Raw genomic sequence first — 8,248 nt, forward strand, 5'->3', positions numbered from 1 at the left:
GTATATATGCTGATCATGAGTTTGCCCTACAGTTAGGCCAAAATAAATACCTGTAGGATCACTATAATTAAGGCCGAACGCCATAGACTCAATATCACTTTGTGATACTGCTGATATTTTGTTTTCATAGGCCAGTACTAGGCCCAGCCCATTATCATACTGGTAGCCCGCAGAAAAACCATATTGCGCTTTAGTGCCTACATTATGACTTTGTTTATTGTTATCATTAACAGCATAAGCCACTCTAATATCAGCGTTATGATTGTAATAGCTGATTTTTAATTGGTCATCTAAAGTAGCGTCTTGAAACCAATACCCTTTGCCACCAAATATATTAAACACATCCGTCATATCGGTCACTTGGGTAAAGGGTCTCTCACTGCGGCCTACTGTTACCTCTAATGTTTCATTAAACCGTATCCCTAACCAAGCCTGATCGGCATAGAGTTGATCTCCCACCACAGAGTCAGAAAGAATATCCCAGCCCATCTCACCAATCAGCGTCACGCTTTCATTTAGCCGGTGCGCCCCAGTTATACTGATAGAAAACTGATCATTACCTCCTATGGCTTGCGCTTGACTGGCATCCAGCCATTGATAATTCAGTGCGCCCAATTGGTACTTAAACTTACCATTAACAACCAGTGCACTTTGCTGATCATCAGTAGTAAAAGTGAGAGCCATTGCCGAAGAGCTGAAGAGCAGCAACAATAAAGAAAATGCTTTCATATAGACATTCTTATAAACAGACATACAGAAAAGGGCACCATAATAGTGCCCTTTAAACTTAATCATTAACTATTAGCTAGCAGCAATAAACTGCTAGGTATTAACGATTAAAGTTACGAGTATAAGAATGCTGGCGGCCATTAACGTTTTTATTAACGGTAACGCTACCATTCTGGCCACGTTGTACTTTTTTATTAATGGTAACAGTTTGGCCATTAGCTTTAGTAATTGTTTTAGTAAAGTTTACTGAACCATTTTTTCCTGCAGTAACATCTTTACTTACTTCAACATTAGTATAACCATTGTTGTAGTTATGGTTATATGAGTGGTTGCCACCAAAACCTGCATTAGCAGAAGCGGCAAGAACAAGGGCGGCTGCAGAAACAATCCATTTTGATTTATTCATTATTATTTACCTTTTTATATTTTATATTTTATATTTTATATCGGGTATTTAATTTTACAATATATCGGTTGTTCTTTGCGCTTAACGTATATATCAAGTCACTGGAACGAGAGAAAGATTACTCCCCAAAAAGCTTGCACACAATAAATATTTTGTTTGTATACAAAACGTAAAATCGACCATAATTTGCGACACAATCACTCTCAGTAGTGAGTAAGCAAGGCACAGGAGGATTTGTGCAGCACAAGAATCCTGACCCAGAAGGCAAGAAAGAGATTTATTCTGCTATAAAACATTTAAAAAATTTAAATCCTGACTATTAATTTAACTTTATTAACCTCAAATAGTCGATTATTTGTGCTAAAAGTAAGGGAAAGCTCCTTTAAATCACGACTAATGTGCAATAGATAAGAAGATCGCCCCACATTGCATATAGTTTTACATAAAGACAATAATAGCTAATTCTCCTAACAAACCACCAATAACCATGCATTTATGTTGCATTAAGCGAACTTACCCTATTGCAGTCTTTAGGTGATACCTATTGTATATTCATCTGCTTAGCAGTCGTTGAGGGCTATGCGATAATGACTTTTTAACTCTTGAGCTAACTATGCGCCTCGATAAGTTTATTTGCCGCAGTACCTCATTAGATGGCCAGCAGGCTCACGCCAAGATCAAGGCCGGCTATGTGAGCGTTAACCATAAGGTGATCACAGATGCGACCCAGCAGGTACATGAAAATAACAGCATTATCCTAGAGGGAAAAACATTATTTATGCGGCCCCCTCGCTACCTTATGTATCACAAACCCGCAGGCACTTTGTGTTCACATAAAGACGGTGTCTACCCGTCTATTTTTAACGGGCTTGATATTCCACAGGCTGAAACATTGCACTTAGTCGGCAGGCTCGATGCCGACACCACAGGGCTGGTGCTATTAACCGATGATGGCCGTTGGTCTTATCGACTCACCCATCCCGATTATCGCTGTAACAAAACCTATCGCGTTAAGCTAAGAAACACACTGGCCGCCAGCACAATAGATATCTTTAGCCAAGGGCTCATCTTACAAGGAGAGGCTAAGCCCACACTGCCGGCTAAATTACAGCAAATTAGCGCCAAAGAAGTACTATTAACGCTAACGGAGGGGCGCTTTCATCAAGTAAAGCGTATGTTTGCCGCCGTCAGTAATAAAGTCGTCGGTTTACATCGCGAGCAAATTGCAGGAATAGGCTTAGATGTGCCGGTGGGAAAATGGCGCGATTTAACGCAAAATGAAATCAACAATGATAGCGTTAAGCCGTAAGCTGTCAGCAAGCGGCCCAACCGTGGTGTTGGCCCTATATTCTGTTATTTAACGTAAAAGAGTTTCAGTATGTTATTTCCAGTAATTATGGCAGGAGGACATGGCACTCGTTTATGGCCCTTGTCTCGCCAGCAACACCCTAAGCAGTTTTTACCTCTGCTCACGCCGCATTCTTCGCTATTGCAAAACACTCTGACTCGGTTAGAAGGACTAGCAACACAAACACCGCTGCTAATTTGCAATGAAGAACACCGCTTTTTAGCGGCCGAGCAAGTACGCCAATTACCGAATATAAACGCGCAAATCATGCTAGAGCCAGAGGGGCGCAACACAGCACCTGCGCTCGCGTTGGCCGCCTTATATGCCGAACAACAAATAGCCTGCACTCCAGTTCCGAATAAAGCAGAAGATGCAGATGCCATTATATTAGCCTTGCCCGCCGACCATACTATTGAAGATACGCCGGCTTTTCAGGCGGCCATTACCGCCGCCCTGCCGTTAGCAAAAGCGGGCAAGCTGGTCACCTTTGGCATTAAACCCACTCATGGCGAAACCGGTTATGGTTATGTGCAGTGCGGCCAAGCCATTGCCAACACCGCCGGGTTTGAGGTGACACAATTTGTAGAAAAACCTGACCAAGACACAGCCAATCATTATGTGGCAAGTGGCCAATATTATTGGAACAGCGGCATTTTTATGTTTAACGCCAAAGATTACCTGCAAGAATTAGTGCATTTTCAGCCCCAAGTCTTAGCCGCCTGTGAAGCCGCTTTAGCCCAGAGTGAACGCGACCTCGACTTTATTCGTCTTAATAAAGACGCCTTTCTTGCCTGTCCTAATATCTCTATTGATTACGGCATAATGGAACACACCCACCAGGCGGCTATGGTTGAACTCAATAGCAACTGGAGTGATGTCGGCTCTTGGTCGGCCCTCGCGCAACAACTCAACCCCGATAGCCAAGGTAATACCCTGCGCGGTGATGTGATCATAAAAGAGGTAAGCCAAAGCTTGATTATGGCCGAACATCGTTTAGTGGCGGCGTTAGGCGTGCAAGATGTGATTATTATAGAGACGAAAGACGCCGTACTGGTCGCCCATCAAGATCATGAGCAAGAGATAAAACAACTGGTAGCACAATTAGCAGCCGACGGTCGTACCGAACATATTCAGCACCGCGAATGCCATCGCCCCTGGGGTAAATTTGATGCCATCGGCAGTGGCGAGCATTATCAAGTAAAGCGCATTACCGTTAATGTGGGGGGGCGTTTATCCTTGCAAAAGCATCAACATCGCGCCGAGCACTGGGTGGTGGTTAGCGGCACAGCTAGCGTGACTCAAGGTGAACAGGTAAGTCTGGTCACCAAAAATCAGTCGGTGTATATTCCGGTGGGCGAATTACATGCGCTCGCAAACGCCGGGTCAACCCCATTAGAATTAATAGAAGTGCAAACCGGTGACTATTTAGGTGAAGACGACATAGAGCGTTTTGCAGATAATTATGGTCGAGCACATACCGCTGTCAGTAACCAGCCCTAGGCGTTCAGCTAACCAACTAACAGCGTCAACCTCACTCTTGTTGTTGATTACTTTTGCTTTGGTCTAGTCTCAGCTTTTATCATTAAGATCCCTTTCAGAGCTGCTCATTATTTTTTTCTGTAGATTCTGTGGGTTGCGTGGCAACAGCGTTAGTCATTAAATAAAGAAGGTTATTCATGAAAACAGTATTGGTGATTGGCTATGTCTGGCCCGAACCTAACTCCTCGGCGGCGGGCAGTCATATGCTGTCGATATTGCGGCTTTATAAACAACAAGGTTGGCAGGTGGAGTTTGCCACCCCCGCCCAGCCAACCGAGCACATGATTGACTTAAACGCCGAGGGCATTAGCAGCCAAGCGATCACCTTAAACTGCGACAGCTTTGATGCTTATATCGCTAACTTAGCGCCCGATGTCGTGATGTTCGATCGTTTTATGATGGAAGAGCAATTTGGCTGGCGAGTAGAAAAGCACTGCCCCAAGGCATTGAAAATACTCGATACCGAAGACTTACAGTGTTTACGTCACGCGCGGCATCAGGCCCATAAAGCTGAGCGCGCCATGAGCATGGCCGATTTATTTAGCGACATTGCCAAACGTGAAATTGCCGCTATTTTGCGCTGTGATCTGTCACTGATTATTTCTGATGTAGAAATGCAGCTGTTGCAAGACACCTTTAAGGTCGACTCGCGCCTGCTACATCATCTGCCCTTTATGGTCGATTTAGCCAGCTTACCTACCAGCACCGCAGGCTTTAACCAGCGCCAGCACTTTATGACCATAGGTAACTTTCGCCACGCCCCAAACTGGGATGCCGTACTGTATTTACAACACATTTGGCCGCTGATCCGCAAACAACTTCCCCAAGCCGAGCTACATATTTATGGCTCTTACCCGCCACCCAAAGCCACCGCACTGCATAACCCTAATACGGGCTTTTTAATTAAAGGCTGGGCTGATAATGCTTTTACTGTGATGGAGCAAGCACGAATCTGCTTGGCGCCCTTGCGCTTTGGCGCTGGCATTAAAGGCAAATTATTAGATGCCATGATTATGCAAACGCCCAGCGTCACCACCCCCATTGGTAGTGAGGGCATGCACGGCGAGCAACCTTGGCCAGGCGCGATTGCACAAGGCCCTCAAGCACTGGCCGATGCCGCCGTGGCCTTATATCAAGATCAAGCCCGCTGGCAACAAGCACAACAAGAGGGCACCGAATTATTGCAACAGCGCTATCATGGCGCCACCTTAGGTATGGCGTTAATTTGCCATATTGAGCAAATAACAAATCAGCTTGATGAGCACCGCTTAATGAATTTTACCGGCAGTATGCTGCGCCATCACAGCATGATGAGCACCAAGTACATGTCACAATGGATTGCAGCTAAAAATTTACAATCTAAAACTTCACTCTCAAACGAGTAGAGGCCTTATCGCTGGCTGAGCCAGTCTTCAAACTCCGCCAGTGCCATGGGTCGACCAAACAAATACCCCTGAAAGTGATAGCAGTTTAAGCTAAGGAGCTTTTGATATTGCGCTTCAGTTTCTACTCCTTCAGCGATCACCTCTAAATCAAGGTTGTCTGCCAATGCGCAAATAGCCTTAATAATAGCAACACTACTCTCACCCTCTAGCAAACCACGCACAAAAGATTGATCAATTTTTAACTGATTAAGGGGTAGCTTTTGTAAATAAGCTAAAGATGAATAGCCAGTACCAAAATCATCGATTGAGAAGCGAATACCTCGCTCTTTTAACACTTGCATGCGTGCTATCGCTGTGGTCATATCATCAAGCAAAATAGTTTCTGTGAGCTCTAACTTTAATTGATGCGGGTTAGCACCCGACTCTGCTAAAAACTGTAGTATTACTGTTACAAAGTCAGATCTATAGAGTAAGCGTGCACTTACATTAACCGCTAGGCGCAGGGTGCACATGGCTGGGCTCTGTTGCCACAATGCCAGTTGAAAGCAAGCTTGGCGCAACATCTGTAAATCAATTTGCTCAATTAACTCAGCCTGTTCTGCCACCTCAATAAAATAACTGGGTGCCAACACGCCATGCTCTGCATGCTGCCAGCGCGCTAACACTTCTGCCCCTGTTACTTGCCCAGCGGTATTTAACTGAGGCTGAAAATAGGGGATAAACTCTTGCGCCTGTAAGCCACGGCGAATATCGTCTTCAAGCAACAGCCGAGCATTGACTTCCTCCTGCATGGTGGGGTCAAAAAAACGTATACTCTGCTTGCCCGACGCCTTGGCTTGATGCATCGCAATTTCTGCATGTTGTATCAGCTCATTACTCGAGCTGCTCGCATCTTTAAATAAAATAATCCCGATACTGGCGCTACTATATAATTTATTAGCGGCTATCTGATAAGGCTTGCTCAGTAATTGATTAACTCGCACGGCATATTGCTCTGCCCATACCAACGCCGATTGGTGAGCAACACTGATGTTCTCGGTCATAATAACAAACTCATCGGCACCTAAACGGGCCAATGTGTCATTAGAATACAGTATGTTATTGAGTCGTTTTGCCGCTTCTAGCAATACCTGATCGCCTGTCTCATGGCCATACAGGTCATTGATGCTTTTGAAACCATCTAAATCAATAAATAACAAACAAGCATAACGCGGATCATTTTCTGTTAAATCAATCGCTTGCTGTATTCGATCAAGCAGCAAACTACGATTAGGTAAACCGGTTAGCGCATCAAACGAGGCTAAGTGATGAATGCGTGCTTCAGCGGCTTTACGCTCACTCATATCTTCCATTGATGACACATAATGCGTGATCTTTCCTTGAGCGTCACGCACTGCGCTGGTTGATAGCCATGCCGGATAAACATCACCATTTTTACGTCGGCTCCATATTTCTCCCTGCCAACGCCCGTCAGTTGCTAACTGCTGCTGCATTTGCTTATAAAAAGCAGCGCCATTACGGCCCGAGTGAAATATGCTGGTATTTTTCCCCACTACCTCTTTAGCCTGATAGCCAGCAATGTCCGTGAAGGTCTGGTTTACCCTTAAAATACGATGACGTTTATCCGCCACCATCATCACTTGCCTTACTTCAAAAGCAGTGGCAGCAATTTGTAGTTCTCGTTCATTATGATTACGGCGTTTAATATCTTCTAAGATCCATCCTAAGCAGACAGTGGTTAGTGGCATCACCAATAGCATGGCCACCCCTGCTCGTAACGCGACTTCGCTTGCTTGCGACAACAAGACAAAGTGCCCAAGTAAGCTGAGGTGTACCAATAAGCCAAAACAAAACAGTGAGATTAGTCCATTGCCTACCTTACCTTTTTGATAGAGGTAGCGATAAAGTAGGCCGAATAGTATTGAGATGATAATAACAAACAGCCCACCTACCATACCGGCCCCCCCTATCCAAATCCGGTAGCTGGCGGCAATAAGGCCTGCAACTACCGCAACAAGAGGGCCACTCACAAAGGCTGCGACGCTTAGTACGACACTGCGTGCATCAAACACCCAGCCGCTACCAAACTTAATCGCAATCACCATGCCAACAACACACGCAAGGCCAAATAAAACGCCAGCTATCAGCTTAGCTGCGCTATTATTACGCTCCCAGCAACGAATATTAAGCGTAATCAGCCAGCATAGAGCCAACAGCAACACAGAGTGTTCCACAAACTGGATAATCAAAAATAATCGCCTTTAAGTTCGCTACGCATAGATAGTGCGTTACACAGTACGCTAAAAAGATGAACAAACAGCCGAGCATATAAACATGCTTACCCACTGCTAGGCTTGCTCTAGATCAAGCTTAAATTTAACATTCGCAATCTGCTAAATTATCCGTATCACGCTCAATAACAACATAGAGCAAATCACGCTCAGCGTCACTTTGCTGGCACTAAACCTCACCGACTATACCAACGCTTTAGGGTATTTTTACCATTACTAGTAGCACAATGACCACTTTTTTATGTACTCATGATTTAAAAAATTGCGCCTTTTTATACTTAGCGCGAAAACTGGGCATAGATGGGATTGTGATCCGAAACCGTGGGCGTATTAATGGCAATAGCAGAACGCAGCTTTAGATCTCGATAAAAAATAAAATCTAATGGCTGGTTACGATAGGTTTTAATGTATTTGGCATCTTCCATCACTGCTTTTTTAAGCCCCATAGCACGGCAAAACTGTGCTAAATATAAACGGCGCGAACGGCTCCAAACATTAAAGTCTCCTGCCACTATAAGGGGCCCTTTATGCTGTAATAGTATTTGCCTTA

General features: G+C 44.7%; 7 protein-coding genes. 3 read left to right on the forward strand and 4 right to left on the reverse strand.

Annotated elements, in window-relative coordinates; all coding sequences use genetic code 11:
* Both ACTHY5_RS10100 and ACTHY5_RS10105 read right to left on the reverse strand, forming a co-directional pair.
* Positions 1–729: porin (locus tag ACTHY5_RS10100; RefSeq protein WP_441879265.1), on the reverse strand; the 729-nt coding region annotated here is incomplete at its 3' end.
* Between the two features lie 100 nt (positions 730–829).
* Positions 830–1,135 (reverse strand): hypothetical protein, encoded by a 306-nt coding sequence (locus ACTHY5_RS10105; RefSeq protein WP_441879267.1) that lies wholly within the window; start codon positions 1,133–1,135, stop codon positions 830–832.
* Positions 1,136–1,748: 613 nt separating this feature from the next.
* Here ACTHY5_RS10105 and ACTHY5_RS10110 point away from each other — a divergent pair.
* The 3 genes from ACTHY5_RS10110 to ACTHY5_RS10120 all read left to right on the forward strand — a co-directional run bounded on the left by ACTHY5_RS10110 (position 1,749) and on the right by ACTHY5_RS10120 (position 5,407).
* A complete protein-coding gene (locus tag ACTHY5_RS10110) occupies positions 1,749–2,444 on the forward strand; it encodes a pseudouridine synthase (protein WP_441879269.1) in 696 nt (231 codons plus the stop codon).
* A 69-nt stretch (positions 2,445–2,513) separates the two neighbouring features.
* Positions 2,514–3,983, forward strand: a complete 1,470-nt coding sequence (locus ACTHY5_RS10115) for a mannose-1-phosphate guanylyltransferase/mannose-6-phosphate isomerase (RefSeq protein WP_441879271.1) — start codon at positions 2,514–2,516, stop codon at positions 3,981–3,983.
* 176 nt (positions 3,984–4,159) lie between these two features.
* Complete coding sequence (locus tag ACTHY5_RS10120) at positions 4,160–5,407, forward strand: glycosyltransferase (RefSeq protein ID WP_441879273.1); 1,248 nt, start codon at positions 4,160–4,162, stop codon at positions 5,405–5,407.
* A gap of 5 nt (positions 5,408–5,412) precedes the next feature.
* Here the strand turns inward: ACTHY5_RS10120 and ACTHY5_RS10125 are convergent, their stop codons facing one another.
* Both ACTHY5_RS10125 and ACTHY5_RS10130 read right to left on the reverse strand, forming a co-directional pair.
* On the reverse strand, positions 5,413–7,656 hold the full coding sequence (locus ACTHY5_RS10125; RefSeq protein ID WP_441879275.1) for a putative bifunctional diguanylate cyclase/phosphodiesterase: 2,244 nt from the start codon (positions 7,654–7,656) through the stop codon (positions 5,413–5,415).
* A gap of 320 nt (positions 7,657–7,976) precedes the next feature.
* Positions 7,977–8,248, reverse strand: a 272-nt coding sequence (locus tag ACTHY5_RS10130; RefSeq protein ID WP_441879277.1) for an endonuclease/exonuclease/phosphatase family protein, incomplete at its 5' end; no start/stop codon positions are given.

Source organism: Oceanisphaera sp. (genome assembly GCF_052084945.1).
GTDB lineage: Bacteria > Pseudomonadota > Gammaproteobacteria > Enterobacterales > Aeromonadaceae > Oceanimonas.